The 26,440-nt window shown below is 70.5% G+C and carries 26 protein-coding genes; 10 read left to right on the top strand and 16 right to left on the bottom strand.

Annotated features, from left to right (window positions below; all coding sequences use genetic code 11):
- Positions 1-37: 37 nt before the first annotated feature.
- Entirely contained in the window at positions 38-913 is an 876-nt protein-coding gene (locus IF09_RS0104845; protein WP_030292257.1) for a winged helix-turn-helix transcriptional regulator, read from the top strand.
- A 294-nt stretch (positions 914-1,207) separates the two neighbouring features.
- Here the strand turns inward: IF09_RS0104845 and IF09_RS0104840 are convergent, their stop codons facing one another.
- The 8 genes from IF09_RS0104840 to IF09_RS0104805 all read right to left on the bottom strand — a co-directional run bounded on the left by IF09_RS0104840 (position 1,208) and on the right by IF09_RS0104805 (position 7,774).
- Positions 1,208-1,555, bottom strand: a complete 348-nt coding sequence (locus IF09_RS0104840) for a metal-sulfur cluster assembly factor (protein WP_030292256.1) — start codon at positions 1,553-1,555, stop codon at positions 1,208-1,210.
- On the bottom strand, positions 1,552-2,013 hold the full coding sequence (gene sufU, locus IF09_RS0104835) for a Fe-S cluster assembly sulfur transfer protein SufU (RefSeq protein ID WP_030292254.1): 462 nt from the start codon (positions 2,011-2,013) through the stop codon (positions 1,552-1,554). The genes IF09_RS0104840 and sufU overlap by 4 nt, the downstream gene beginning before the upstream one ends.
- Before the next feature lie 22 nt (positions 2,014-2,035).
- Complete coding sequence (locus tag IF09_RS0104830) at positions 2,036-3,292, bottom strand: cysteine desulfurase (RefSeq protein WP_030292252.1); 1,257 nt, start codon at positions 3,290-3,292, stop codon at positions 2,036-2,038.
- Complete coding sequence (sufC, locus tag IF09_RS0104825) at positions 3,289-4,053, bottom strand: Fe-S cluster assembly ATPase SufC (RefSeq protein ID WP_030292250.1); 765 nt, start codon at positions 4,051-4,053, stop codon at positions 3,289-3,291. The genes IF09_RS0104830 and sufC overlap by 4 nt, the downstream gene beginning before the upstream one ends.
- A 7-nt stretch (positions 4,054-4,060) precedes the next feature.
- Positions 4,061-4,378 (bottom strand): bifunctional 3-phenylpropionate/cinnamic acid dioxygenase ferredoxin subunit, encoded by a 318-nt coding sequence (locus tag IF09_RS0104820; protein WP_030292248.1) that lies wholly within the window; start codon positions 4,376-4,378, stop codon positions 4,061-4,063.
- A complete protein-coding gene (sufD, locus tag IF09_RS0104815) occupies positions 4,378-5,556 on the bottom strand; it encodes a Fe-S cluster assembly protein SufD (protein WP_030292246.1) in 1,179 nt (392 codons plus the stop codon). The genes IF09_RS0104820 and sufD overlap by 1 nt, the downstream gene beginning before the upstream one ends.
- 62 nt (positions 5,557-5,618) lie before the next feature.
- A complete protein-coding gene (gene sufB / locus IF09_RS0104810; RefSeq protein ID WP_030292244.1) occupies positions 5,619-7,034 on the bottom strand; it encodes a Fe-S cluster assembly protein SufB in 1,416 nt (471 codons plus the stop codon).
- A complete protein-coding gene (locus IF09_RS0104805) occupies positions 7,031-7,774 on the bottom strand; it encodes a helix-turn-helix transcriptional regulator (RefSeq protein ID WP_030292243.1) in 744 nt (247 codons plus the stop codon). The genes sufB and IF09_RS0104805 overlap by 4 nt, the downstream gene beginning before the upstream one ends.
- A gap of 228 nt (positions 7,775-8,002) precedes the next feature.
- Between IF09_RS0104805 and IF09_RS0104800 the strand changes: the two genes are divergently transcribed.
- From IF09_RS0104800 to IF09_RS0104785, 4 genes are all read left to right on the top strand, one after another.
- Positions 8,003-8,929, top strand: a complete 927-nt coding sequence (locus tag IF09_RS0104800) for an ABC transporter ATP-binding protein (RefSeq protein ID WP_030292242.1) — start codon at positions 8,003-8,005, stop codon at positions 8,927-8,929.
- A 26-nt stretch (positions 8,930-8,955) separates the two neighbouring features.
- The gene (locus IF09_RS0104795) at positions 8,956-9,723 is read left to right on the top strand and encodes an ABC transporter permease (RefSeq protein ID WP_030292241.1); all 768 of its coding nucleotides are present in this window, start codon (positions 8,956-8,958) and stop codon (positions 9,721-9,723) included.
- 84 nt (positions 9,724-9,807) lie between these two features.
- Positions 9,808-10,956, top strand: a complete 1,149-nt coding sequence (locus IF09_RS0104790; RefSeq protein ID WP_051832097.1) for a hypothetical protein — start codon at positions 9,808-9,810, stop codon at positions 10,954-10,956.
- 4 nt (positions 10,957-10,960) lie between these two features.
- Positions 10,961-11,950 carry a COX15/CtaA family protein gene (locus tag IF09_RS0104785; protein ID WP_030292239.1) on the top strand — a complete coding sequence of 330 codons (990 nt, stop codon included), beginning with the start codon at positions 10,961-10,963 and terminating at the stop codon, positions 11,948-11,950.
- Between the two features lie 15 nt (positions 11,951-11,965).
- Here the strand turns inward: IF09_RS0104785 and IF09_RS0104780 are convergent, their stop codons facing one another.
- The 3 genes from IF09_RS0104780 to IF09_RS0104770 all read right to left on the bottom strand — a co-directional run bounded on the left by IF09_RS0104780 (position 11,966) and on the right by IF09_RS0104770 (position 14,525).
- Positions 11,966-13,093, bottom strand: coding sequence for an amidohydrolase family protein (locus tag IF09_RS0104780; protein ID WP_030292238.1), 1,128 nt, complete (start codon positions 13,091-13,093; stop codon positions 11,966-11,968).
- Between the two features lie 106 nt (positions 13,094-13,199).
- On the bottom strand, positions 13,200-13,544 hold the full coding sequence (locus IF09_RS0104775; protein WP_030292236.1) for a hypothetical protein: 345 nt from the start codon (positions 13,542-13,544) through the stop codon (positions 13,200-13,202).
- A 39-nt stretch (positions 13,545-13,583) separates the two neighbouring features.
- On the bottom strand, positions 13,584-14,525 hold the full coding sequence (locus IF09_RS0104770) for a heme o synthase (protein WP_030292234.1): 942 nt from the start codon (positions 14,523-14,525) through the stop codon (positions 13,584-13,586).
- Positions 14,526-14,785: 260 nt separating this feature from the next.
- On the opposite strand from IF09_RS0104770, the gene tkt reads away from it, so the two are divergent.
- From tkt to pgl, 5 genes are all read left to right on the top strand, one after another.
- Positions 14,786-16,873 (top strand): transketolase, encoded by a 2,088-nt coding sequence (gene tkt, locus IF09_RS0104765; RefSeq protein WP_030292232.1) that lies wholly within the window; start codon positions 14,786-14,788, stop codon positions 16,871-16,873.
- A 35-nt stretch (positions 16,874-16,908) separates the two neighbouring features.
- The gene (gene tal, locus IF09_RS0104760; RefSeq protein ID WP_030292231.1) at positions 16,909-18,027 is read left to right on the top strand and encodes a transaldolase; all 1,119 of its coding nucleotides are present in this window, start codon (positions 16,909-16,911) and stop codon (positions 18,025-18,027) included.
- Between the two features lie 5 nt (positions 18,028-18,032).
- Positions 18,033-19,559, top strand: coding sequence for a glucose-6-phosphate dehydrogenase (gene zwf / locus IF09_RS0104755; RefSeq protein WP_418953018.1), 1,527 nt, complete (start codon positions 18,033-18,035; stop codon positions 19,557-19,559).
- Entirely contained in the window at positions 19,556-20,608 is a 1,053-nt protein-coding gene (opcA, locus tag IF09_RS0104750) for a glucose-6-phosphate dehydrogenase assembly protein OpcA (protein WP_030292228.1), read from the top strand. The genes zwf and opcA overlap by 4 nt, the downstream gene beginning before the upstream one ends.
- A 196-nt stretch (positions 20,609-20,804) precedes the next feature.
- On the top strand, positions 20,805-21,587 hold the full coding sequence (gene pgl / locus IF09_RS0104745; protein WP_030292227.1) for a 6-phosphogluconolactonase: 783 nt from the start codon (positions 20,805-20,807) through the stop codon (positions 21,585-21,587).
- Between the two features lie 86 nt (positions 21,588-21,673).
- On the opposite strand, the gene pgi is transcribed toward pgl, so the two are convergent.
- From pgi to IF09_RS0104720, 5 genes are all read right to left on the bottom strand, one after another.
- Positions 21,674-23,329, bottom strand: coding sequence for a glucose-6-phosphate isomerase (gene pgi / locus IF09_RS0104740; protein WP_030292222.1), 1,656 nt, complete (start codon positions 23,327-23,329; stop codon positions 21,674-21,676).
- A gap of 153 nt (positions 23,330-23,482) precedes the next feature.
- Positions 23,483-23,818, bottom strand: coding sequence for an RNA polymerase-binding protein RbpA (locus tag IF09_RS0104735; RefSeq protein ID WP_007263454.1), 336 nt, complete (start codon positions 23,816-23,818; stop codon positions 23,483-23,485).
- Between the two features lie 187 nt (positions 23,819-24,005).
- The gene (gene secG, locus IF09_RS0104730) at positions 24,006-24,227 is read right to left on the bottom strand and encodes a preprotein translocase subunit SecG (protein WP_030292220.1); all 222 of its coding nucleotides are present in this window, start codon (positions 24,225-24,227) and stop codon (positions 24,006-24,008) included.
- A 141-nt stretch (positions 24,228-24,368) separates the two neighbouring features.
- Positions 24,369-25,145 (bottom strand): triose-phosphate isomerase, encoded by a 777-nt coding sequence (tpiA, locus tag IF09_RS0104725; RefSeq protein ID WP_030292218.1) that lies wholly within the window; start codon positions 25,143-25,145, stop codon positions 24,369-24,371.
- 6 nt (positions 25,146-25,151) lie between these two features.
- Positions 25,152-26,363 (bottom strand): phosphoglycerate kinase, encoded by a 1,212-nt coding sequence (locus tag IF09_RS0104720; RefSeq protein WP_030292216.1) that lies wholly within the window; start codon positions 26,361-26,363, stop codon positions 25,152-25,154.
- Positions 26,364-26,440 lie beyond the last annotated feature (77 nt).

The following is a 26,440-nucleotide window of genomic DNA, read 5'->3' as shown; positions in this document are numbered from 1 at the left end:
GCATGACAGCCTTGGGTCAACGGACAAAGGAGTGCCCATGGCCCAGCGCACACACCTCGACGACGCGGACTGCGCCATCGCCCAGGCCCTCGACGTGGTGGGCGACTGGTGGACGCTGCTGATCGTGCGCGACGCCGCGCGGGGCGTGCACCGCTTCGACGCGTTCCAGCGCGAGCTGGGGATGTCCCGCAAGGTGCTCGCCGAGCGGCTGAAGCTGCTGGTCGAAGCCGGGGTGCTGACGCGCGAGCCGTACCAGGAACGCCCGGTGCGGCACGAATACCGGCTGACCCCGCGCGGGCGGGGGCTGCTGCCGGTCCTGGTGGCCCTCCAGGACTGGGGAGACGCCTGGGTCCTGGGAGAGGGAGAGATGACGGCGACGACGGAGGAGTTCTCGCGGGAGGCGGAACGGGTGCATGCGCTGCGCGGCACGCGACTGCCGGAGCTGGCGCTGCCGGACCGGTTCGGGGAGGTCCGGGACCCGGTGGCGGACACGCCGTTCACGGTCCTGTACTGCTTCCCCGGCGCGTACGCGCGGGCCGAGTCCTACCCGCCGGGATGGGCGGGCATCCCGGGGGCGAAGGGCTGCACGCTGGAGTCGTGCACGTACCGGGACCAGCTGGCGGAGTTCACGGCGGCGGGGGCGACGGTGCACGGGGTGTCGACCCAGCGGCCCGATGAGCAGCGGGAGTTCGCAGAGGCGGAGGGGCTGCGGTTTCCGCTGCTCTCGGACGCGGAGCTTTCGTTGACGGCGGCGTTGCGGTTGCCGACGTTTCGGGCGGCGGGGGTGAGCCGGCTGAAGCGGTTGACGTTGGTGGTGGATCGGGGGCGGGTGGTGCGGGAGGTGTTCTATCCCGTTCGGGACGTCGAGGGCGGCGTCGCTGCGGCCTTGGCCGCGGTGCGGGCCGCCGAGTAGCGTCGCCGCCGGGTACGGGTTCCGCTGCGCGGGCTTTCTCCCCGCCCCGCCCCTTCTCCGTTTCCCGGGGTCTCCGCCCCCAGGCCCCGCGCCTCAACGCCGGCGGGCCGTGACGGCCGTCGAGCAGGTCCGGCCACCGTGGCCGGCATCCGGTGCACGTCAACCGTCCGCCGGGCGGACACGGAGGGCCTCCCGGAAAGCTCCGGGAAGCTCCCGACAGCTCCCGCAAGCCCCGGGAGAACACGAAGGGCCCCCGGCACTGAGTGCCGGGGGCCCTTCGCGGAGCGAGGTTGCTCAGACGTTGAAGCCGAGCGCGCGCAGCTGCTCGCGGCCGTCGTCCGTGATCTTGTCCGGGCCCCACGGGGGCATCCAGACCCAGTTGATGCGGAGCTCGTTGACGATGCCGTCCGTCGCCGACTTCGCCTGGTCCTCGATGACGTCCGTCAGCGGACAGGCCGCCGAGGTCAGCGTCATGTCGAGGGTCGCGATGTTCGCGTCGTCGATGTGGATGCCGTAGATCAGGCCCAGGTTGACGACGTCGATCCCCAGCTCGGGGTCGACCACGTCGTAGAGGGCCTCGCGGACCTCCTCCTCGGTGGCCGGCTTGATCGACGCCTCGGCGGGCGTCGCGTTCTCGGTCATGCCGTCTTCCTCTCCGCGTCGCCCAGTGCTTGGGCCGTCGCGTCCTTCCAGGCCATCCAGCTCAGCAGAGCACACTTCACGCGAGCCGGGTACTTGGAGACGCCGACGAACGCGACCGCGTCCTCCAGCACCTCCTCCATGGCCTCGTCGGGCTCGATCTTGCCCTTCGACTGCATCATCTCCAGGAACACGCCCTGGATCTTCTGCGCCTCGGCCAGCTCCTTGCCGACGAGCAGCTCGTTCAGCACGGACGCGCTGGCCTGGCTGATGGAGCAGCCCTGGCCCTCGTACGAGACGTCGGTGAGCGTCTCGCCGTCGTACTTCACGCGCAGCGTGATCTCGTCGCCGCACGTCGGGTTGACGTGGTGCACCTCGGCGTCGCCGTCGCGCAGGCCACGCCCGTGCGGGTGCTTGTAGTGGTCCAGGATCAGTTCCTGGTACATCGAATCCAGCTTCACTGCGTCGTCCTCGTCGCCCTCGTCAGCCGAAGAAGTTCCGTACGTGCTCCAGCCCGTCGATCAGTGCGTCGACGTCCGCCGGAGAGGAGTACAGATAGAAAGACGCTCGCGTGGTCGCGGGAATTCCGTAGCGCAGGCAGACCGGGCGCGCGCAGTGGTGTCCCACGCGCACCGCGATGCCCTGCTCGTCCAGGACCTGGCCCACGTCGTGGGGGTGGATGTCACCGAGCGTGAAGGAGATCGCGGCGCCGCGGTCCTCGGCCGTCATCGGGCCGATGATCCGCAGGTCGGGGACCTCCAGGAGGCGCTTCACCGCGTACTCGGTGATCGCGTGCTCGTGCGCGGCGATCTTGTCCATGCCGATCGCGCTCAGGTAGTCCACGGCCGCGCCGAGGCCGACGGCCTGGGCGATCGGGGGCGTGCCCGCCTCGAACTTGTGGGGCGCCGGGGCGTACGTCGAGGCGTGCATCGACACGGTCTCGATCATCTCGCCGCCGCCGAGGAACGGAGGCAGGTCCTCCAGCAGCTCCTGGCGGCCCCACAGGACGCCGATGCCGGTCGGGCCGCACATCTTGTGGCCGGTGAAGGCCACGAAGTCGGCGCCGAGCGCCTGGACGTCCAGCGGCATGTGCGGAGCGGCCTGCGAGGCGTCGATCAGCACCAGCGCGCCGACCTCCTGGGCGCGCCGGACGATCGCCTCGACCGGGTTGATCGTGCCCATGATGTTGGAGACCAGCGTGAAGGAGACGATCTTCGTCTTCTCCGTGATGACCTCTTCCATGTTGGACAGGTCGAGCCGGCCGTCGTCGGTCAGGCCGAACCACTTCAGCTTCGCGCCGGTGCGCTGCGAGAGCAGCTGCCACGGGACGATGTTGGAGTGGTGCTCCATCTCCGTGATGGCGATCTCGGTCTCGCGATCGACCCGGTAGGGCTCGTCCGCCCAGCCGAGCATGTTCGCGACCAGGTTGAGCGACTCCGAGGCGTTCTTGGTGAAGATCACCTCGTCGCGGCTCGGCGCGTTGATGAAGGCGGCGACCTTGTCGCGGGCGCCCTCGTACAGCGCCGTGGCCTCCTCGGCGAGCACGTGCACGCCACGGTGGACGTTGGCGTTGTGCTGCTCGTAGTACTCGTTCAGCGCGTCGAGGACCTGGCGCGGCTTCTGCGAGGTCGCAGCGTTGTCCAGGTAAACGATCTTCTTCCCGTCGTGGACCACACGATCCAGAAGGGGGAAGTCCTTGCGGATCGCCTCGATGTCGAGGAGGCCAGGCATCTGTGTCACGCGGTCGCGCCACCCTTCACGTACTTGTCGTAGCCCTCGGCCTCCAGCTGGTCCGCCAGCTCGGCGCCACCGGACTCGGCGATGCGGCCGTTCGCGAACACGTGCACGAAGTCGGGCTTGATGTAGCGCAGGATGCGCGTGTAGTGCGTGATCAGCAGGGTGCCGACCTCGCCGGTCTCGCGGACGCGGTTGACGCCCTCGGAGACGATGCGCAGGGCGTCGACGTCGAGGCCGGAGTCGGTCTCGTCGAGGATCGCGATCTTCGGCTTGAGGAGCTCCAGCTGGAGGATCTCGTGGCGCTTCTTCTCACCGCCGGAGAAGCCCTCGTTGACGTTGCGCTCGGCGAAGGCCGGGTCCATCTGGAGCTGCTCCATCGCGGACTTGACCTCCTTCACCCAGGTACGCAGCTTCGGCGCCTCGCCGCGGATGGCGGTGGCCGACGTGCGCAGGAAGTTGGAGACCGAGACGCCGGGGACCTCGACCGGGTACTGCATGGCGAGGAAGACGCCGGCGCGGGCGCGCTCGTCGACGGACATCTCCAGGACGTCTTCGCCGTCGAGGGTCACGGTGCCACCGGTGATGGTGTACTTCGGGTGACCGGCGAGCGAGTACGCCAGGGTGGACTTGCCGGAGCCGTTGGGGCCCATGATGGCGTGCGTCTCACCCTGCTTGAGGGTGAGGTCGACACCCTTGAGGATCTCCCGGGCGCCGTTCTCGGCCTCGACGGAGACGTGCAGGTCGTGGATTTCAAGCGTTGCCATGGGTGCCTCAGGACTCCTGGGTGAGGGAGACGAGCACGTCGTCCCCTTCGATCTTTACGGGGTATACGGGTACGGGGCGGGTCGCCGGCAGACCGGAGGGCTTGCCGGTGCGCAGGTCGAACGAGGACCCGTGCAGCCAGCACTCGATCATGCAGTCCTCGACCTCGCCCTCCGAGAGCGAGACGTTCGCGTGCGAGCAGATGTCGTTGATCGCGAACACCTCCCCCTCGGCGGAGACGATGGACACCGGCGTGCCGTCGAGTTCCACCCGCTTCGGGGTGTTCTCCTCGAGCTCGCTCAGCGCACAGGCCTTGACGTAGGTCATCAGACGGACGCCTCGAGCTCGGTCGCGATCTTGGCGAGCAGACGCTCCTCGATGTCCGGGACACCGATCTGCTGGACGAGCTCGGCGAAGAAGCCGCGCACGACCAGGCGGCGGGCCTCGTCGGCCGGGATGCCGCGGGCCTGCAGGTAGAAGAGCTGCTCGTCGTCGAAGCGGCCGGTCGCGGAGGCGTGCCCGGCACCGACGATCTCGCCGGTCTCGATCTCCAGGTTCGGCACCGAGTCGACCCGCGCGCCGTCCGTCAGGACGAGGTTGCGGTTCAACTCGTAGGTGTCGGTGCCCTCGGCGCTCTTCTCGATGAGGACGTCACCGATCCAGACCGCGTGGGCGCCCTCACCCTGCAGCGCGCCCTTGTAGACCACGTGGGACTTGCAGTGCGGGGCGTCGTGCGTGACCAGGAGGCGGTGCTCCTGGTGCTGGTCGGCGTCCGTGAAGTACAGGCCGAGGAGCTCGGCCTCGCCGCCGGGGCCCGCGTAGCTGACCCTCGGGTGCAGGCGTACGACGTCGCCGCCGAAGGTGACCACGATCGACTTGAAGGTCGCGTCGCGGCCGACCAGCGCGTTGTGCTGGGAGCAGTGGACGGCGGTGTCGTCCCAGTCCTGGACGGACACGACGGTGAGCTTGGCGCCGTCGCCGACGAGGAAGTCGACGTTGGCGGCGCGCACGCCGTCACCGGTGTGGTCGATGACGATGACGGCCTCGGCGAAGGCCTGTACGTCGAAGACGGTGTGGCCGAAGGTCGTGCCGCCCTCGCCGTGCAGCGAGACGCGCACCGGCTCGGTCAGGACGGCCTCCTTGGGCACGGTGACGACCGTGGCCTTGGCGAAGGACGAGAACGCCTGGGCGGCGACCCGGTCCACCGGGGTGCCGGCCTTGCCGATGCGCGCGTCGTCACGCTCCACCGACTCGACGGTGACGCCCTCGGGCGCGTCGATCTGGGCCTTCATGGTGCCGTTGGCGACCGCGGTGCCGTCGTGCAGACCACGCAGGCGCGCCAGCGGGGTGAACCGCCACTCCTCCTCGCGGCCGTGGGGGACCGGGAAGTCCGCCACGTCGAAGGACGGGGGTGCGCTCATCCGGGTGGCGACGGTGGACTCGGCGGCCACCGCGATCGCGCCGGCGGTGGTCGACCCCGCCGGGATGTTCTGAGCCTCAGCCATGGCTGTCGTGTTGCTCTCTTCCTACGTCAATAGCGATGTGCGGGATGGCGGGCGGGTCGGGACTAACCGACCGAACCCTCCATCTGCAGCTCGATCAGCCGGTTGAGCTCCAGCGCGTACTCCATGGGCAGCTCGCGCGCGATGGGCTCGACGAAGCCGCGCACGATCATGGCCATGGCCTCGAACTCCGTCAGACCGCGGCTCATCAGGTAGAAGAGCTGGTCGTCGGAGACCTTGGAGACCGTGGCCTCGTGGCCCATGGAGACGTCGTCCTCGCGGACGTCCACGTACGGGTACGTGTCCGAGCGGGAGATGGTGTCGACCAGGAGCGCGTCGCAGAGCACGTTCGACTTGGAGCCGTGGGCGCCCTCGCCGATCTCGACCAGGCCGCGGTACGAGGTGCGGCCGCCGCCTCGCGCCACCGACTTGGAGACGATGTTGGAGGAGGTGTTCGGCGCCATGTGGACCATCTTGGAGCCGGCGTCCTGGTGCTGGCCCTCGCCCGCGAAGGCGATGGACAGGGTCTCGCCCTTGGCGTGCTCGCCCATCAGGTAGACGGCCGGGTACTTCATGGTGACCTTGGAACCGATGTTGCCGTCGATCCACTCCATGGTCGCGCCCTCGTACGCCACGGCGCGCTTGGTGACCAGGTTGTACACGTTGTTCGACCAGTTCTGGATCGTCGTGTAGCGGCAGCGGCCGCCCTTCTTCACGATGATCTCGACCACGGCGCTGTGCAGCGAGTCCGAGGAGTAGATCGGGGCGGTGCAGCCCTCGACGTAGTGGACGTACGCGTCCTCGTCGACGATGATCAGCGTCCGCTCGAACTGGCCCATGTTCTCCGTGTTGATGCGGAAGTAGGCCTGGAGCGGGATGTCGACCTTGACGCCCTTGGGCACGTAGATGAACGAGCCGCCCGACCACACGGCGGTGTTCAGCGACGCGAACTTGTTGTCGCCGACCGGGATGACCGTGCCGAAGTACTCCTGGAAGAGCTCCGGGTGCTCCTTGAGCGCGGTGTCCGTGTCGAGGAAGATGACGCCCTGCTCCTCCAGGTCCTCGCGGATCTGGTGGTAGACGACCTCGGACTCGTACTGGGCCGCGACACCGGCGACGAGGCGCTGCTTCTCCGCCTCCGGGATGCCGAGCTTGTCGTACGTGTTCTTGATGTCCTCCGGCAGGTCCTCCCAGGAAGCGGCCTGCTTCTCGGTCGAACGCACGAAGTACTTGATGTTGTCGAAGTCGATGCCGGAGAGGTCGGAGCCCCAGGTCGGCATGGGCTTCTTGTCGAACAGCTTGAGACCCTTGAGGCGGAGCTTCAGCATCCACTCCGGCTCGTTCTTCTTGGCCGAGATGTCGCGCACGACGTCCTCGGACAGACCCCGCTTGGCAGCGGCGCCGGCCGCGTCGGAGTCGGCCCAGCCATATTCGTAGGTGCCCAGGCCATCGAGCTCAGGGTGAGCAGTCTCCGTGGTCATGCGGGGTTCCTCCCGGCCGTACTTGCAGATGCTGGTGTGTCGGTCTGTGTGGTGCCCGCGCCTCGTGGGATGAACGTGGTGCACACCCCGTCGCCGTGGGCGATCGTGGCGAGGCGCTGCACATGCGTCCCGAGCAGGCGGGAGAAGACTTCGGTCTCCGCCTCGCAGAGCTGCGGGAACTGCTCGGCGACATGGGCGACCGGGCAGTGGTGCTGGCAGAGCTGTTCACCGCTGTGCGGACCGGGAGCGCTCTTCGCCGTAGCAGCGTACCCGTCCGCGGTCAACGCCTTGGCAAGGGCCTCGGTGCGCTCCGCGGGGGCAGCGGCGGCCAGGCGTTCCCGGTAGGTCTCGGCCTGTGCGTCCATCCGCGCCCTGGCGAAGGCGGCGACGGCCGCCTCCCCCTGCTCGCCTCCGCCGGCGGCCTGCGCGATCCAGCGCATGGCGTCCGCGGCGAGCGAGTCGTAGGACTGGTCGAACGCGTCGCGGCCGCAGTCGGTCAGCGCGAAGACCTTGGCGGGCCGGCCCCGGGTGCGCGTGCCGTAGACGCGCTGCTCACGGGGCTCGACCACGTCGTCGGCGACGAGCGTGTCGAGGTGGCGGCGGACGGCGGCCTGGGTGAGGCCGAGACGCGCGGCGAGGTCGGCGACGGTGGACGGACCGTGGTCCAGGATGGAGCGCGCGACCCGGTTGCGGGTTGACCGCTCCCCGGTTGCGAGCTCCCCCTGGGGGGTCTCGATCATCCGTTCGCCGTATTTCACAACGCCATTGTTGCGTAATTAGTCGAGCCCCGACAAGCCGTGACCGACGCCACTCCTGGTGGCCTCCATCACTAAGGGTTACCTAATTGTCCCACGGAGGGTGCGGTCGCACCCCCTGCCACCTGCAAGGAACCCGCGTGCAGGCGCCCCGCGGCAGGCGGTCTCCCCCGCCGCCCGGGCCCCCATCTCCGGCTCCGTAGACTCACCCGCATGAGCAACGACCCCGCCGTGGAGATCCGCGGACTGGTGAAGCGGTACGGATCCAAAACCGCGGTGGACGGGCTGGACCTCACCGTCCGCAAGGCCTCGGTCACCGCCGTCCTCGGTCCCAACGGCGCGGGCAAGACGACCACCGTGGAGACCTGCGAGGGCTACCGCCGCCCCGACGCCGGCACCGTCCGCGTCCTCGGCCTCGACCCGGTCGCCCAGGCCGAGGCACTGCGCCCGCGGATCGGCGTGATGCTCCAGTCCGGCGGGGTCTACTCCGGCGCCCGCGCCGTCGAGATGCTGCGCCACATGGCCAGGCTGTACGCCGACCCGCTCGACGTGGACGTCCTGGTGGAGCGGCTGGGACTGGGCGGCTGCGGCCGCACCGCCTACCGCCGCCTCTCCGGCGGCCAGCAGCAGCGCCTGGCCCTCGCCATGGCCGTGGTGGGCCGGCCCGAGCTGGTCTTCCTGGACGAGCCGACGGCGGGTCTGGACCCGCAGGCCCGCCGGGCGACCTGGGACCTCGTACGGGAACTGCGCGCCGACGGGGTCTCCGTCGTCCTCACCACCCACCACATGGACGAGGCCGAGCAGCTCGCGGACGAGGTCGCCATCGTCGACGCGGGCCGGGTCATCGCCCACGGCAGCCCCGAGCAGCTGTGCCGCGGCGGCGCCGAGAACACCCTGCGCTTCACCGGCCGGCCCGCCCTCGACCTCGGATCGCTGCTGAAGGCGCTGCCCGACGGCACCGAGGCCGCCGAGCTCAGCGCGGGCGTCTACCGGGTCACCGGCGCCGTGGACCCGCAGCTGCTGGCCACCGTCGCCTCCTGGTGCGCGCAGCACGGGGTGATGCCGAGCAGCCTCTCGGTGGAGCGGCACACCCTCGAAGACGTTTTCCTGGAGATCACGGGCAAGGAGCTGCGTTCATGACGCCGATCACCACAGACGCTGCGCGGATGAGCGCCGGTACGTTCGCCCCCAATCCGGGGGCCGCGCCCGTCTCCCGCATGATCCTGGCGCAGACGGCGCTGGAGACGCGGATGCTGCTGCGCAACGGGGAGCAGCTGCTGCTGACCGTGATCATCCCGGCGCTGCTGCTGGTGCTCTTCTCCGCCGTCGACATCGTCGACACCGGCGCCGAGAACTCCGTGGACTTCCTCACGCCCGGCATCCTGGCGCTGGCCGTGATGTCCACCGCCTTCACCGGCCAGGCCATCGCCACGGGCTTCGACCGCCGCTACGGGGTGCTCAAGCGGCTCGGCGCCTCGCCGCTGCCGCGGTGGGCGCTGATGGCCGCCAAGACCCTGTCCGTGCTGGTCACCGAGGTGCTGCAGATCGCGCTGCTGACGGCGATCGCCTTCGCGCTGGGCTGGTCCCCGCACGGCAACCCGCTCGCGGTCGCCGCGCTGGTCCTGCTGGGCACGGCCGCCTTCTCCGGGCTCGGGCTGCTGATGGCGGGCACCCTGAAGGCCGAGGCCACGCTGGCCGCCGCCAACCTGGTGTTCCTGCTGCTGCTGGTCGGCGGCGGGGTGATCGTGCCGATGGAGAAGTTCCCCGGCGCCGTGCAGTCCGTACTCGGCCTGCTGCCGATCTCGGCGCTGTCCGACGGGCTGCGCCAGGTGCTCCAGCACGGGGCCGCGCTGCCCTGGGGGGACGCGGCCGTGCTCGCCGTCTGGGCCGTGCTCGGGCTCGGCGCCGCCGCGAAGCTGTTCCGCTGGGAGTGAATCCCCGCCCCCGGACGTTGGCCTGGCAGGAGGATGGGCGCCGCCCCGCGGGGGCGGTGCACACCAGGACGCCGGGGGGCGGGCATGGCGCAGCGGGAAGACGTTCTACGGCTGGACGCCCAATGGGCAGGGATCCGGTCGGGGGCCGCACGGGCGGCGCCCGCCGAGGCCGAGGCGCTGCTGACGGAGCTGATCGGCGCGCTGCGCGAACCGGCGCGGAGCGATCCGGAGTGCGCGGCGCGGCTCGGCCTTCGCCTCGGTGACCTGGCGGCCCGCCGGTTCGCCGGCGGGGACCGGGCCGGGGCCCTGGCGGCCGTCGAGGAGGGGCTGCGGTATGCGCAGCGGGCGGCCGGGCACGCCCCCGAGTACGCCCGCTGGTACGCCCGGGGCCTGATCAACCAGGGGGTCTGGCTCTCCTGGCCGCTGAGCGACGGGGAGCGGCTGCCCCGCTACCCGCTCGGCCCGGCGGCGGAGACCGGCCCGAGCGCCATGGAGCGGGCGGCGGGCGAGCGCGCCCGGGACCTGACCCGGGCGGCGGTCGAGGTCTGGGCGGGCCTGGACCAGCACGATCCGGTCAACCGGCGCGGCCTCGCGCAGGCCAAGGTGTTCCTCGGGGACCGCCTCGCGGAGCTGGGCTCCGCCGAGGAGGCGGTGGCGTGGGCGGTCGACGCGGAGGGCGGTTTCCGCCGACTGCTGCTCGCGGACCCCGGTTCGGAGGAGGCCCAGGAGGCGGAGGAGGCCCTCGACCACATCGGGCGCCAGCTGGAACTGCGCCTGCGCTTCCTGTCCTTCGACTCCCTGGTGAACCTGCGCGCGCGGGGCCTGCTGCCCGAACCCCTGCTGCCACGGGCCGTGGTCGCGGCCAGGATCCACGGGGTGGCCGAGCCCGAGATCGCGGCCCGGCTGCGCCTCGGCGCCGAACAGGTGCGCACGATGCTGGAGGTCACGCCCTGGCGCGCGGTGTGGCGCTTCGAGGTGCGCGGTCCTGACGGGCTGTGGACCGTACTGGAACATCCGTGGCGTAGCGGGGCAGAAGTGAGAAACAGGTCAGCCGAGGATGTGGGCGCCGAATTGGTGCACGGTTTCACGGCCTCCGCGGACTACCCCGGCGACGGCGTCCCTTGGCGCGTGCGCGTCTGGTGGCACGAGGAAGGCGACCCCGCCGGGGCCCGGTTCCGGCTGGTCGTCGGGCCGGATGCGGCCACGGGCAGGACCGTCGGGCCCCCCTCGTGAAAGTTTGCACAAGGCCCCGCGTACGATTAGGGCCGTGTTGACCCCTCTCGCTTACATCGCCGGCCGCTGGACGCCGTCACCCCGGATCGTCCGGCAGGCCGCGTCCGCCGCGCTCGTCATGAGTGTGCTCATCGTCGTCACCGGCGGTGCGGTGCGGCTGACCGGATCCGGTCTCGGCTGCGACACCTGGCCCAAGTGCACCGACGACAGCCTGATCGTGACCCAGGCGCAGGGCTTCCACGGGGCCATCGAGTTCGGCAACCGCATGCTGACGTACGTGCTCTGCGCGGCCGTCGGCTGGTGCATCGTCGCGGCCCGCTCGGCCAAGCCGTGGCGCCGTTCGCTGACGAAGCTCGGCTGGCTCCAGTTCTTCATCGTGATGGGCAACGCGGTCCTCGGCGGCATCACCGTCCTGACGGGGCTCAACCCGTACAGCGTGGCCGGGCACTTCCTGCTCGCCACCTCGCTGATCACCGTCACGACGGTGACCTGGCAGCGCACCCGCGAGGGCGACGGCGCTCCCCGGCCGCGCGTGCCCGGACCCGTGCGCAAGCTCTCATGGGCCCTGATCGCGACCACGCTGGTGCTGATCGCCGCGGGCACGGTCGTCACCGGTTCCGGTCCGCACGCGGGCGACCGCAGCGAGATCAAGCGGATGCCGTTCGACTGGGCGGCCACCGCCCACGTCCACGCGGTCTCCGCCTGGGTGGTGTGCGCTCTCGCCGTGGCCATGTGGCTGGTGCTGCGCGTGGTCGACGCGCCGGTGGACACCCGGGCGCGCGCCCGGGACCTGCTGATCGTGCTGCTCGCGCAGGGCGGCATCGGCTACGTCCAGTACTTCACCCACGTGCCCGAGGCCCTGGTCGCCGCCCACATGCTCGGCTCCTGTCTGGTGTGGATCGCCGTGGTCCGCGTGGCACTGAGCCTGCGCGAGCGGCCCGCGGTGCAGGCGGAGATCCCGGCGCAGAGCGACCCGCAGCTCTCCTCCGTCTGAGCCGAGGGGACCGGCTCACCCGCGCTCGTCCAGCCGGTAGACGCGGCGGGCATTGCCCGCCGCGATCATCGCCGCCACCCGTTCGGCGTCCCGCCAGGACCAGGCGCCCTCGCCGACCCAGCCGCCCAGCACCCGGCCCAGCGCCTCCCGGAACACCAGGGCGCCCACCGCGTGCAGTTCGGGCAGCCGGCGCCCGCCGCTGGAGAACAGCAGCTTGCCGAAGGGGGCGACCTCCAGCACCTCGGCCAGCACCCCCGCCGCCCACGGCCCGCTCTGCCCGAGCGCCGTGCCGAGATCGGCGTGGACGTGCGGGAAGGCCGCCGCCAGCTGGGCGGCGTGCCGGTGGTACGGGTATCCGCCGAGCAGCACCAGCCGGGTCCCCAGACCCGCGGTGGCCCGTACGAACTCCGTCAGCAGTGCCGGATCGGCCTGCTCCGGCCGCTGCCCGGGCTCCCCCGCACCCGCTCCGGTGTGCAGCTGGAGCGGCAGCCCGGTCGCCACCGCGCTCCACAGCAGGTGCCGCAGGAGTACGGGGTCCCGGACGGCCCCGCCCTTGGAGCGCCGGGCCAGCCACCGCCCGGCCGCCCCGTTCACCTCGCCCGGACCGGGCGGATCGGGGGCGCGGCCGAGGACGGCGGGATATTCCGCGTCCGCACCGCAGGTGAAGGCCACGGCCGCCGTGGCGGCGTGGTGGACGGCCTCGGCGAGGTTGGCGAGGAAGGCGGGGACCGTGCCGGAGGTGTCGGCGGCCTGCTCGGCCAGCAGCTCCAGCCGTACGACCTCGAAGGCGTCGGCGTCCGACGCGAGCGCCAGCTCCTTGGGGCCGGTGAGGTCGCCGGGCACTCCCGTGTCGACCAGATAGGCGGCGACGCCCGAGCCGCGCAGCAGCCTGCGCCCGGACTCGACCACGCCGAGCTCGCGCCGCCGGGCCAGGTACCGGGCGGGGGAGCAGTGCGGCTCCAGCCCGAGCAGCGGCGGGCACCAGCGGCGCACCGCGAACCCGGTCTGGGTGTCGAAGAAGGTGGTCCCGGCGGCGGGCGGGCCGGCCGAGCGGATCAGCTGGGCCTCGAAGGTTCCGAGGCCCAGCTCCGTACGGAGCACTCCGTGGCAGTACTGGTCCACCAGGGGCGGCGTTTCGATCATCCGGGCATCCCGTTGCGGACGTGAGGAAGGGGCTTCCACACGTCCTAACGGGTGAGCGGGGTGTGAGGTGTTGCTCGCGCTGTTGACCGAGCGGCCACCGCCACGATCAGGCGGCCGGGTTCGCCGCCCCGCCGAGCTGGATGCCGGCCATCCGCGACCACTCGTACGGGCCGGTCTTCACACGGGCGGCGAACTCGCCGTCGAACTCGTCGTGCAGGGTCAGGCCGGCCTTCTCGGCGGCCAGCTGGGCCACCGCGTAGGTCGGGGCCACCAGGTCGCCCCAGCCGCCGTCCGTGCCGACGAGGACGATCCGGGTGCCGGCCTGGCCGATGTGCGCCAGCTGGCCCTCGGCGCCGCCGTGCTGCTTGGCGAACGCGCCGATCTGCTTGGCCAGCTTCGCGGCCGTCCGGTCCTGCTTCTTGTCTGCGGTGTCCGCGGTGGTGTCTGCCATGGGCACCATGCTACCGGCGGGTAACGAGCGGAGGAAGTATCAGCGGAGGAAGGGATCCACGGCCACGGCGACGAAGAGCAGCGACACGTACGTGATGGACCAGTGGAACAGGCGCATCTCCTTGAGCTTCGCGCCCGTCACGCCCGCCTTGGCCCGCGCGTGCAGCGCGTGCGCCTCCCACAGCCACCAGCCGCCCGCCGCCAGGGCGACCGTGGTGTAGAACCAGCCGGTGTACCCCAGCGGGGTGAGCAGCAGTGAGACGGCCACCATCACCCAGCTGTAGAGGACGATCTGGCGCGCCACGGCCTTGTTGCCGGCCACGACCGGCAGCATCGGGACGCCAACACGCGCGTAGTCGTCCTTCACCTTCATGGACAGCGGCCAGTAGTGCGGCGGCGTCCAGAAGAAGATGACGAGGAAGAGGATGACGGCGGCCCAGGAGACCTCGTTCTTGACGGCGGACCAGCCGATGAGCACCGGCATGCAGCCCGCGATGCCGCCCCACACGATGTTCTGCGCGGTGCGCCGCTTCAGCAGCATCGTGTAGACGACGACGTAGAAGAGGAGCGCGCCGAGCGCGAGCGCGGCCGACAGCCAGTTGACGAGCAGCCCGAAGAACAGGGTGGAGACCACGCCGAGGGTGATGCCGAAGACCAGGCACTCGCGCGGGCTGACCATGCCGGTCACCAGCGGCCGCTGCGAGGTCCGGTCCATCAGCGCGTCGATGTCGCGGTCGATGTACATGTTCAGCGCGTTGGCGCCGCCCGCGGACAAGTAGCCGCCGAAGCAGGTCGCGAGGACCAGCCACAGCGACGGCACACCCTGCTCGGCGAGGAACATCACCGGCACTGTGGTGATCAGCAGAAGTTCGATGATCCGCGGCTTGGTCAAAGCCACGAAAGCCATGACCCGGGCCCCGAACGGCCGGTGACCGGGGCTCGTCCCGAGCACCCCCGCTGGACGGGATTCGACGGCCGTCACGCACACCCCTGACAGAGAAACCAGCAAGCTCCGGACATAAAGGTCCGCTGAAGGCTCGCACGTACCACGCCACTCTAGACGTTGCACTTACGTCGCCCTGCGCGGGGGTCGCCTCGTGTTGGTCCGATCGGACTGCCGACGTTGTGACGGACTGCGGGCACTCGAATAGCTGCACGCCGTCACGGGGGTAGGCTCGGAATCGCGCCGGTGCACCGTTCGTCACCGGGTAACAGACATGTGGAGAGGAGCCCTGACCCACGGTGAGCACCAAGCCGACGACCACAGAGCTCGACTGGACCGACCTCGACCAGCGGGCCGTCGACACCGCCCGCATCCTGGCCGCCGACGCGGTCCAGAAGGTGGGTAACGGCCACCCCGGTACGGCGATGAGCCTGGCCCCCGCCGCGTACACCCTCTTCCAGAAGGTGATGCGGCACGACCCGGCCGATCCCGAGTGGGTCGGCCGCGACCGTTTCGTGCTTTCCGCGGGGCACTCGTCCCTCACTCTGTACACGCAGCTCTACCTGGGCGGCTTCGGCCTGGAGCTGGCCGACCTCGAGGCGTTCCGCACCTGGGGTTCCAAGACCCCCGGCCACCCGGAGTACGGCCACACGGCCGGCGTCGAGACCACCACCGGCCCTCTGGGCCAGGGCATCGCCAACGCGGTGGGCATGGCCATGGCCGCCCGCTACGAGCGCGGCCTGTTCGACCCGGAGGCCCCCCAGGGCACCTCCCCCTTCGACCACATGGTCTACGCGATCGCGGGCGACGGCTGCCTCCAGGAGGGCATCTCCCACGAGGCGTCCGCGCTGGCCGGCCACCAGAAGCTCGGCAACCTGGTGCTGCTGTGGGACGACAACCACATCTCCATCGAGGGTGACACCGAGACGGCCGTCTCCGAGGACACCCTCAAGCGCTACGAGGCGTACGGCTGGCACGTCCAGCGCGTCGCGCAGCAGCCGAACGGCGACCTCGACCCGAAGGCGCTGTTCGAGGCCCTGGCCGCGGCCAAGGCCGAGACCGGGCGCCCCTCCTTCATCGCGATGCGCTCGATCATCGCCTGGCCGGCCCCGCACGCCCAGGGCACCGAGGCCTCGCACGGCTCGGCCCTCGGCGACGACGAGGTCGCGGCCACCAAGCGCGTCCTCGGCTTCGATCCGGAGAAGTCCTTCGACGTCTCCGACGAGGTCCTCGCGCACACCCGCAAGGCACTGGACCGCGGCCGCGAGGCCAAGGCCGCCTGGGAGAAGGACTTCTCCGCGTGGCGCACCGCCAACGCGGAGCGCGCCGCCGAGTTCGACCGCATCAACGCCAACGAGCTGCCCGCGGGCTGGGAGGACAAGCTCCCCGTCTTCGAGACGGGCAAGGGCGTCGCCACCCGCGCGGCCTCCGGCAAGGTGCTCGAGGCGCTCGGCTCGGTCATCCCGGAGCTGTGGGGCGGCTCGGCCGACCTGGCCGGCTCCAACAACACCACGATCGACAAGCACTCGTCCTTCCTCCCGAAGGGCAACCCGCTGCCGGAGGCCGACCCGTACGGCCGCACCGTCCACTTCGGCATCCGCGAGCACGCCATGGCCGCGACCATGAACGGCATCGCGCTGCACGGCCACACCCGTGTCTACGGCGGCACCTTCCTGGTGTTCTCCGACTACATGCGCAACGCCGTGCGCCTGTCCGCGCTGATGCACGTGCCGGTGACGTACGTGTGGACGCACGACTCCATCGGCCTGGGCGAGGACGGCCCGACCCACCAGCCGGTCGAGCACCTCGCCTCGCTGCGCGCCATCCCGGGCCTGAACGTGGTCCGCCCGGCCGACGCGAACGAGACCGTCATCGCCTGGCGCGAGATCCTGCGCCGCCACACCAAGGTGTTCGGCAAGGGCGCGCCGCACGGTCTGGCGCTGACCCGCCAGGGCGTGCCGACGTACGAGCGCAACGAGGACGCCGCCAAGGGCGGGTACGTGCTCTTCGAGGCGGAAGGCGGCGAGGCGCAGGTCGTCCTCATCGGCACCGGCTCCGAGGTCCAGCTCGCCGTCGCCGCGCGCGAGGCGCTGCAGGCCGAGGGCGTCCCGGCCCGCGTGGTCTCGATGCCGTCCGTCGAGTGGTTCGAGGAGCAGGACCAGGCGTACAAGGACAGCGTCCTGCCGCCGTCCGTCAAGGCGCGCGTCGCGGTCGAGGCCGGGGTCGGCCTGACCTGGCACCGCTACGTCGGCGACGCCGGCCGGATCGTCTCGCTGGAGCACTTCGGTGCCTCCGCCGACGCCAAGGTGCTGTTCCGCGAGTTCGGCTTCACCGCCGAGGCCGTGGCCGCCGCCGCCAAGGAATCCATCACCGCCGCCGCGCGCTGACACCGGTACACGAACCAGTAGGAGATGCAATTCCCATGACAGACGCACTCAAGCGCCTCTCCGACGAGGGCGTGGCGATCTGGCTGGACGACCTGTCCCGCAAGCGCATCACGTCCGGCAACCTGGCCGAGCTCATCGACCAGTCGCACGTGGTCGGTGTCACCACCAACCCGTCGATCTTCCAGAAGGCGATCAGCAGCGGCGACGGCTACGAGCAGCAGCTCACCGACCTCGCCGCCCGCAAGGTCACCGTCGACGAGGCCATCCGCATGATCACGACGGCGGACGTCCGCGACGCCGCCGACATCCTGCGCCCGGTCTACGACAGCACCGACGGCCAGGACGGCCGGGTCTCCATCGAGGTCGACCCCCGTCTGGCCCACAACACCACGGCGACGATCGCCGAGGCCAAGCAGCTCGCCTGGCTGGTGGACCGCCCGAACACGCTGATCAAGATCCCGGCGACCAAGGCCGGTCTGCCGGCGATCACCGAGGTCATCGGCAAGGGCATCAGCGTCAACGTCACGCTGATCTTCTCGCTGGAGCGCTACCGCGAGGTCATGGACGCGTACCTGGCGGGTCTGGAGAAGGCCAAGGCCGCGGGCCTGGACCTCTCCGAGATCCACTCGGTCGCCTCCTTCTTCGTGTCCCGTGTGGACAGCGAGATCGACAAGCGCCTGGACGCCGTCGGCTCCGACGAGGCGAAGGCCCTGAAGGGCAAGGCGGCCCTCGCCAACGCCCGGCTGGCCTACGAGGCCTACGAGGAGGTCTTCTCCTCCGACCGCTGGAACGCCCTGGAGCGTGTCGGCGCCAACAAGCAGCGTCCGCTGTGGGCCTCGACGGGCGTCAAGGACCCGGCGTACAAGGACACCCTGTACGTGGACGACCTGGTCGCCCCGAACACGGTGAACACCATGCCGGAGGCCACTCTGGAGGCCACCGACGACCACGGTCAGATCACGGGTGACACCGTGCGCGCCACGTACGACCAGTCCCGCGCCGAGCTCGAAGCGGTCGCGAAGCTGGGCATCTCGTACGACGATGTGGTGCAGCTGCTCGAGGACGAGGGCGTCGAGAAGTTCGAGGCGTCCTGGAACGACCTGCTGAAGTCCACCGAGGCGGAGCTCGAGCGCCTCGCCCCCACGGAGGCCTGAACACTTTGTCTGTGAACGGAGCGAACCCGCTTCGTGACGCACAGGACCGGCGGCTCCCGCGCATCGCGGGGCCGTCCGGCCTGGTCATTTTCGGCGTTACGGGTGACCTGTCGCGCAAGAAGCTGATGCCGGCCATCTACGACCTGGCGAACCGGGGGCTGCTGCCGCCGGGCTTCTCGCTGATCGGTTTCGCCCGGCGCGAATGGGAGCACGAGGACTTCGCCCAGGAGGTGTACGAGGCCGTCAAGCAGCACTCGCGCACCCCCTTCCGGGAGGAGGTCTGGCAGCAGCTGGTGCAGGGCTGCCGTTTCGTGCAGGGCAATTTCGACGACGACGCGGCGTTCGAGACGCTGAAGTCGACCATCGACGAGCTCGACAAGGCGCAGGGTACGGGCGGCAACTTCGCCTTCTACCTGTCCGTGCCGCCGAAGTTCTTCCCGAAGGTCGTCCAGCAGCTCAAGAACCACGGGCTGGCGCAGAAGGAGGGCTCCTGGCGGCGTGCCGTCATCGAGAAGCCCTTCGGGCACGACCTCAAGAGCGCCGAGGAGCTCAACAAGGTCGTCCACGAGGTCTTCCCGCGGGACGAGGTCTTCCGGATCGACCACTACCTCGGCAAGGAGACCGTCCAGAACATCCTGGCGCTCCGCTTCGCCAACACGATGTTCGAGCCGATCTGGAACCGGTCGTACGTCGACCACGTGCAGATCACCATGGCCGAGGACATCGGCATCGGCGGCCGGGCCGGGTACTACGACGGCATCGGCGCGGCCCGTGACGTCATCCAGAACCACCTGCTCCAGCTGCTCGCGCTGACCGCGATGGAGGAGCCCGGCTCCTTCCACCCGAAGGCGCTGGTGGCGGAGAAGCTCAAGGTCCTCACCGCCGTCGAGCTCCCCGAGGACCTGGGCAAGCACACCGTGCGCGGCCAGTACTCGGCGGCGTGGCAGGGTGGCGAGAAGGTCGTCGGGTACCTCGAAGAGGACGGCATCGACCCCAAGTCGAAGACCGACACCTACGCGGCCATCCGCCTGGAGATCAACAACCGCCGCTGGGCGGGCGTCCCGTTCTACCTGCGGACCGGCAAGCGCCTGGGCCGCCGGGTGACCGAGATCGCGGTGGTCTTCAAGCGGGCTCCGTACCTGCCGTTCGAGTCGGGCGCGACCGAGGAGCTGGGGCAGAACGCCCTGGTCATCCGGGTCCAGCCGGACGAGGGCGTGACGGTGCGCTTCGGCTCGAAGGTTCCGGGCACCTCCATGGAGGTCCGGGACGTCACCATGGACTTCGCGTACGGCGAGTCCTTCACGGAGTCGAGCCCCGAGGCGTACGAGCGGCTGATCCTCGATGTCCTGCTGGGTGACGCGAACCTCTTCCCGCGCCACCAGGAGGTCGAGCTGTCCTGGAACATCCTCGACCCGATCGAGGAGTACTGGGACAAGCACGGCAAGCCCGCGCAGTACCCGGCGGGGACCTGGGGGCCGGTCGAGGCGGACGAGATGCTCGCACGAGACGGACGGAGCTGGCGCCGGCCATGAAGATCGACCTCACGGAGACCACCTCCAGCAAGATCAACGCCGCCTTGGTGCAGGCGCGCCGGGACATCGGCACGCCGGCCATCGGCATGGTCCTCACGCTGGTGATCGTGACCGACGAGGAGAACGCGTACGACGCGCTCAAGTCGGCGAACGAGGCGTCCCACGAACACCCTTCGCGGATCGTCGTCGTCATCAAGCGGGTCAGCCGCTCGCCGCGCAGCCGCCGCGACGCCCGTCTCGACGCGGAAGTCCGCGTCGGGGCGGACTCGGGCACCGGCGAGACGGTGGTGCTCCGCCTTCACGGTGAACTGGTCCACCACGCCCAGTCGGTGGTTCTCCCGCTCCTGCTGCCGGACGCGCCCGTCGTGGTCTGGTGGCCGGACGGTGCCCCGTCGGACCTGGCGGGCGACCCGCTGGGTGCGCTCGGGCAGCGCCGGATCACGGACACGTACGCCTGCGAGAACCCGCTGCGGGCGCTCGGGGAGCGGGCCGCGGCCTATGCCCCGGGTGACACGGACCTGTCCTGGACCCGGATCACGCCGTGGCGGTCGATGCTGGCCGCCGCGCTGGACCAGCAGGCCCTGAAGGTCACCTCGGCGGCCGTCGAGGGCGAGGACGAGAACCCGAGCTGCGAGCTGCTGGCCATGTGGCTGGCGGACCGCCTCCAGGTGCCCGTCAAGCGGACCCACTCGGAGGGCCCCGGCCTGACCTCGGTCCGGCTGGAGACCAAGGACGGCGACATCGTCCTGGACCGGGCCGACGGCTCGCTGGCCACGCTGTGCATGCCGGGGCAGCCCGACCGTGCGGTGGCGCTCAAGCGCCGTGACACGGCCGAGCTGCTGGCGGAGGAGCTGCGCCGGCTCGACCCGGACAACACGTACGAGGCCTCGCTGAAGTTCGGCGTGGCCAAACTGGCGGCCGAGGCTCCGGCTCCGGCTCCGGCTCCGGCTCCGGCCAAGGCCTCGGACTCCCCGGAGACCGTGACCGGCCCGAAGGCCGATGCCGCGAAGCCCGCGGCCAAGCCCACGAAGAAGGCCTCGGCCAAGTAGCCGTACCCGCTGCGTGGAGCCGTTCCCTACCCGCTCTTCCCCACGCCGGCGAGGCTGGATCTTCCAGCCCGTCCGGCGTTTGAGGACCGGATCCGGGCTGAGCCCGTTGAACGGGAGAAGGGCGGGGCGGGGAGAAGGCCCCGCGCAGCGGCACCGGCACCCACTGGCACAACCGACAAGGCGGCAGCACATGGGTATGACGACTCCCCAGGTCGTCGTCCACCGGGACAAGGAGCTGATGGCCCAGGCCGCAGCAGCCCGGCTCATCACGAAGATCGTCGACGCCCAGGCGGCCCGCGGCAGCGCCTCCGTCGTCCTCACCGGCGGCCGCAACGGCAACGGCCTGCTCGCCGCACTCGCGGCCGCCCCGGCCCGCGACGCCGTCGACTGGGCACGCCTCGACCTCTGGTGGGGCGACGAGCGGTACGTCCCCGCCGACGACCCCGAGCGCAACCACGTACAGGCTCGTGAGGCCCTCCTGGACTCCGTCCCGGTGGACCCGGCGCGCGTGCACGTCATGCCGGCCTCGGACGGCCCGTACGGGGAGGACGTCGATGCGGCGGCGGACGCGTACGCGGAGGAGCTGCGACGGGCCGCGGGCCCGGAGGACCACGGTCCGGTGCCGCGTTTCGACGTGCTCATGCTGGGCGTGGGCCCGGACACGCACGTGGCCTCGCTGTTCCCGGAGCACCCGGCGGCGCGCGAGACCGAGCGCACGGTGGTCGGCGTGCACGGCGCGCCGAAGCCGCCGCCGACGCGGGTCTCGCTGACCCTCCCGGCGATCCGGGCGGCCCGGGAGGTCTGGCTGCTGGCGGCCGGCGAGGACAAGGCGGGCGCGGTGGCGATCGCACTCGGCGGCGCCGGGGAGATCCAGGCCCCGGCGGCGGCCGCGTACGGACGCTCCCGCACGCTGTGGCTGCTGGACCGTGCGGCGGCGGCGAAGCTGCCGTCGTCGATGTACCCCCCGGCCTCGGCCTGACCCGTACCCGCACCGTACGCACGAAGGGCCCGCCCCCCCCTGACGAGGGAGCGGGCCCTTCGTGCGTCGCCGTGCCTGCCGGAGGATCAGCCGCGGCCGCGCAGCCCGCGGTACGCGGCCACGAGGGCCTGCGTCGAGGCGTCCAGCCCCGGCACGTCCACGCCCTCGGTCAGCGCCGGCTCGACCCGCTTCGCCAGGACCTTGCCGAGCTCCACGCCCCACTGGTCGAAGGAGTCGATGTTCCACACCGCACCCTGGACGAACACCTTGTGCTCGTACAGCGCGATCAGCTGGCCCAGCACCCCCGGGGTGAGGTCCTGCGCCAGGATCGTCGTGGTCGGGTGGTTCCCCTGGAAGGTCTTGTGCGGGACCAGGGGCTCCGGTACGCCCTCCGCGCGGACCTCGTCCGCGGTCTTGCCGAAGGCCAGCGCCTGCGTCTGCGCGAAGAAGTTCGCCATCAGCAGGTCGTGCTGGGCCGCGAGCTTCGGCGGCAGTTCGCCGATCGGCCGGGCGAAGCCGATGAAGTCCGCCGGGATCACCTTCGTGCCCTGGTGGATCAACTGGTAGTACGCGTGCTGCCCGTTGGTGCCGGGCGTGCCCCACACGACCGGACCGGTCTGCCAGTCCACCGGCTTGCCGTCCCGGTCCACGGACTTGCCGTTGGACTCCATGTCCAGCTGCTGCAGGTACGCCGTGAAGCGGGAGAGGTAGTGGCTGTACGGCAGGACCGCGTGCGACTGCGCGTCGAAGAAGGCGCCGTACCAGATCCCCAACAGGCCCATCAGCAGCGGTGCGTTCTGCTCAGGGGGCGCCGTGCGGAAGTGCTCGTCCACCGTCCGGAAGCCGCCCAGCATCTCCCGGAAGGAGTCCGGCCCGATCGCGATCATCAGCGAGAGCCCGATCGCGGAGTCGAAGGAGTAGCGCCCGCCGACCCAGTCCCAGAACCCGAACATGTTGGCCGGATCGATACCGAAGGCCGTGACCTTCTCGGCGCTGGTCGACAGCGCCACGAAGTGCCGTGCCACGGCGGCGGTGTCACCGCCGAGACCCGCCAGCAGCCACTCCCGCGCCGACTCGGCGTTGGTGATGGTCTCGATGGTCGTGAAGGTCTTGGAGGCGATGATGAACAGCGTCTCGGCCGGGTCCAGGTCCCGTACGGCCTCGTGCAGGTCGGCGCCGTCCACGTTGGACACGAACCGCACGGTCAGGGCACGGTCGGTGAACGCGCGCAGCGCCTCGTACGCCATCGCCGGGCCCAGGTCGGAGCCGCCGATGCCGATGTTGACGACGTTCTTGATGCGCTTGCCGGTGAAGCCGGTCCACTCCCCCGACCGGACCTGGCCGCAGAAGGCCGCCATCTTGTCGAGGACGGCGTGCACCGCGGGGACGACGTTCTCGCCGTCCACTTCGACGACCGCGTCCTTCGGCGCGCGCAGGGCGGTGTGCAGGACCGCCCGGTCCTCGGTCGTGTTGATCTTCTCGCCGCGGAACATCGCCTCGCGCAGCTCGGCCACGCCCGTCGCCGCCGCGAGCTGGCGCAGCAACTCCAGCGTCTCGTCGGTCACCAGGTGCTTCGAGTAGTCGATGTGCAGGTCCCCGACCCGCAGCGTGTAGCCCGTGCCCCGGTTCGGATCCGCCGCGAACAGCTCTCGCAGATGCGTCTGCCCCAGCTCTTCGCGGTGCTTGCCGAGTGCCAGCCACTCGGCAGTCCGGTTGAGACTCGTACGCCTGTCTGCGTTCATCTCGGACATCAACCCGTTTCTTCCGTCCTGTCGTGCCCCGCCGATCACCAACTTAAGGGATCGGAAGGGACGCAACGCACGCAAAGGGGCCCGGCCCGCTGGAGAACAACTCCTGCGGGCCGGGCCCGATGTCACACCGTCACTCTTGCGTTTTCAGATCTCGCCGCGGAGCTTGGCGAGCGCCTCGGCGAGGATCGCCTCGCCGTCGGCGTCCGTGCGGCGCTCCCGTACGTACGCCAGGTGCGTCTTGTAGGGCTCGGTGCGCGGCGGCGCCGGCGGGTTGTCCCGGTCCTGTCCGGCCGGGAACCCGCAGCGCGGGCAGTCCCAGGTGTCCGGCACCTGCGCGTCGCTGGCGAAGCTCGGCTGCGTCTCGTGCCCGTTCGAGCACCAGAAGGAGATGCGCAGGCGGGGCGCGGACTCGCCGCGCTCGGCCTCACCCATCGGCCCCGCTCCGACCCGACTACCACGGATCGCGTTGCCACTTGCCACGGTCGTAACTCCCTGCGTGATGGTGCCGCGAAGCGTGAGTGGATTCCGCCGCGGGCGCCCCAGTCTACGTAAGGCCCAACGCACGTCCAGCAAATGGAGTTACTCACTCCAGGCCGCGGACGCCGTCCTCATGATAGGCGGGGCGGAGCCGACCGGACCGGCTGAATGGCCAGAACCGTCGGCTTCCCTACTTCAGCAGAATGCCGAGCGTCAGGATGCAGGCGAACCAGAGCAGACCCACCACGACGGTGATGCGGTCCAGGTTGCGCTCCGCGACCGAGGAGCCGCCGACCGACGACTGCATGCCGCCGCCGAACATGTCGGAAAGGCCGCCGCCCTTGCCCTTGTGCATCAGCACGAGGAGCATCAGCAGGCCGCTGAAGACGATCAGGGCGATCGAGAACCCCATAATCACGGCTGATTCCTACTTTCTGGCTTTCCGGCTCTGCCTGGATGTGCGCGGGGGCCAGTGGCTGTGTCCAGCCTCCTGGCCCCCGCAAGGGTACGACGGATCCGTCCTACCGCCTACTCGCTGCGACGATCACGCAGCTCACTGGTCGCGGAACCGGACGATCTTCACGAACTCGTCCGCGTCCAGCGCCGCGCCGCCGATCAGGGCGCCGTCGACATCGGGCTGGGCCATGATCGCCGCGATGTTGCCGGACTTCACCGAGCCGCCGTACTGGATGCGGACCTTGTCGGCGAGCTCCTGCGAGTACAGCTCGGCGAGGCGGCCGCGGATCGCCCCGCAGACCTCCTGCGCGTCGTCGGGGGTGGCGACCTCGCCGGTCCCGATCGCCCAGACGGGCTCGTACGCGATCACGATGGATTCGACCTGGTCGGCCGGGACGTCCTTGAGGCCGCCGTCGACCTGGGCCAGCGTGTACGGGACCTGCTGTCCGGCCTTGCGGATGTCCAGGCCCTCGCCGACGCACAGGATCGGGGTGAGCCCGTGCTGGTAGGCGGCCTTGACCTTGGCGTTGCAGAGCTCGTCGCTCTCGCCGTGGTACTGGCGGCGCTCGCTGTGGCCGACGGCCACGTACGTGCACTTCAGCTTCGCGAGCATCGAGCCGGAGATCTCGCCGGTGTACGCGCCGGAGTCGTGCGCAGAGATGTCCTGGGCGCCGTACTTGATCTTCAGCTTGTCGCCGTCGACCAGGGTCTGCACCGAGCGCAGGTCGACGAAGGGCGGCAGGACCGCGACCTCGACGGCGTCGTAGTCCTTGTCGGCGAGCGCGAAGGCGAGCTTCTGGACGTGCGCGATGGCCTCGAGGTGGTTGAGGTTCATCTTCCAGTTGCCCGCCATGAGCGGGGTACGCGTGGTCATTGAGGGTCAGACCTCCAGTGCGGCGAGGCCGGGGAGCGTCTTGCCCTCGAGGTATTCGAGGGAGGCGCCGCCACCGGTAGAGATGTGGCCGAAAGCGTTTTCGTCGAAGCCGAGCGTACGCACGGCCGCGGCGGAGTCCCCGCCGCCGACCACGGTGAACGCGCTGCTGTCGACGAGGGCCTGCGCGATGGCGCGGGTGCCTCCGGCGTAGTCGGGGTGCTCGAAGACGCCCACGGGCCCGTTCCAGAAGACGGTCTCCGCATCGGCGATCTTCGATGCGTACAGCTCACGGGTCTTCGGACCGATGTCCAGACCCTCCTTGTCGGCGGGGATCTTGTCCGCGTCGACGGTGGCGTGGTCGGCCGGGGCCTTGGTCTTCAGGTCCGGGAAGTCGGCGGAGACCAGGACGTCCACCGGGAGGACCAGCTCGACGCCCAGCTTCTCGGCGCGCGCCATGTACTCGAGGACGACGGGGATCTGGTCCTCCTGCAGGAGGGAGATGCCGATCTCGTGCCCCTGGGCCTTCAGGAAGGTGTAGGCCATGCCGCCGCCGATGAGGATGCGGTCGGCCTTGCCGAGGAGCTGGTCGATGACGGCCAGCTTGTCGGAGACCTTGGCGCCGCCCAGGACGACCACGTACGGGCGCTTGACGTCGGCGGTCAGCTTCTTCAGGACGCCGACCTCGGTGGCGATCAGGTAGCCGGCCGCGTGCGGGAGGCGCGCGGGCAGGTCGACGACCGAGGCGTGCTTGCGGTGGACAGCTCCGAAGCCGTCGCCGACGTAGACGTCGGCCAGCTCGGCGAGCTGGTCCGCGAAGGCGCCGCGCTCGGCGTCGTCCTTCGAGGTCTCACCGGCGTTGAAGCGCAGGTTCTCGATGACGGCGACCTGGCCGTCGGCGAGGGCGGCGACGGTCGACTTGGCGGATGCACCGACGGTGTCGGTGGCGAACGCGACGTCCGCACCGAGCAGTTCACCGAGCCGCTTGGCGGCCGGGGCGAGGGAGAAGGCCGGGTCCGGGGCGCCCTTGGGGCGGCCCAGGTGCGAGGCGACGACCACGCGGGCGCCGGCTTCGGCGAGCTTCGCGATGGTCGGCTGCACGGCACGGATGCGGCCGTCGTCGGTGATCGTGTCGCCCGCGAGCGGCACGTTCAGGTCGGCGCGGACGAAGATCCGCTTGCCGGCGACGCCTTCGGCGAGCAGTTCGTCGATCGTCTTCATGTGTTTCTACTCCTTATCCCCATACACGGGTTCTGCCGGTGCGGGGCCGATCGGTCGAGGCAGACAACAGGGCCCGT

It is taken from the genome of Streptomyces katrae (genome assembly GCF_000717655.1).
Classification (GTDB): domain Bacteria; phylum Actinomycetota; class Actinomycetes; order Streptomycetales; family Streptomycetaceae; genus Streptomyces; species Streptomyces katrae_B.
This window is presented reverse-complemented; position numbering and strand designations above follow the sequence as displayed.